1 protein-coding gene and 1 pseudogene are annotated in these 537 nt (G+C 73.9%); one reads left to right on the top strand and one right to left on the bottom strand.

What is annotated here, in order from left to right; genetic code table 11:
• Positions 1–264, top strand: a 264-nt coding sequence (locus tag G3I78_RS47425; RefSeq protein WP_203616506.1) for a dihydrofolate reductase family protein, incomplete at its 5' end; no start/stop codon positions are given.
• 100 nt (positions 265–364) lie between these two features.
• Here G3I78_RS47425 and G3I78_RS52580 read toward each other — a convergent pair.
• Positions 365–537, bottom strand: a pseudogene (locus G3I78_RS52580) (amino acid ABC transporter permease); the annotation flags it as partial.

Raw genomic sequence — 537 nt, 5'->3', positions numbered from 1 at the left:
CACGAGCACGTGAAGGTCGTCGGCAGCCTGAACCTCGTGCAGAGCCTCCTGCGCGAGAAGCTCTTCGACCGTCTCGACCTCTGGGTGCACCCGATCCTGCTCGGGGTGGGCAAGAAGGTGTTCGACGGTGGCACGGTACCCACCAACGTGACCCTCCTCGAGCCTCCGGCGGCCGGGCCGAAGGGCACCGTCTTCCTGCGCTACGGGCTCGCCGACGGCACGCCCGCGACGGGGGACATGAGCGCACCCGGCCGCGGTGTCTGAAGCCGGCTCCGCACGGTCCCTCCTCCGCGGACCTCCCCGGGCGGGGCCCGGGGAGGAGGGGCCCGGGGAGGAAGGGCCGCGGACCCTCGGGGTGGCGGGGCTACCGTCCGCCGGCGGCGGTCACCGTGTGCAGCCGGGCGCGCAGCCCGGCCAGCCGGATGCGCAGTCGCCGAGGCGGTGAGGGCGGCAGGCTGCGGGAGGTGCCGCGTGCGTAGTGCCGCTCGACGTAGTACTGGCCGGCGTTCAGCACGGTCGTGGTGGCGACGTACCAGA

It is taken from the genome of Streptomyces sp. SID13726, assembly GCF_010548375.1.
In the GTDB taxonomy this organism is placed as follows: Bacteria; Actinomycetota; Actinomycetes; order Streptomycetales; family Streptomycetaceae; genus Streptomyces.
Note: the sequence above shows the minus strand (reverse complement) of the source record. Positions and strands in the feature narration are given on the sequence as shown.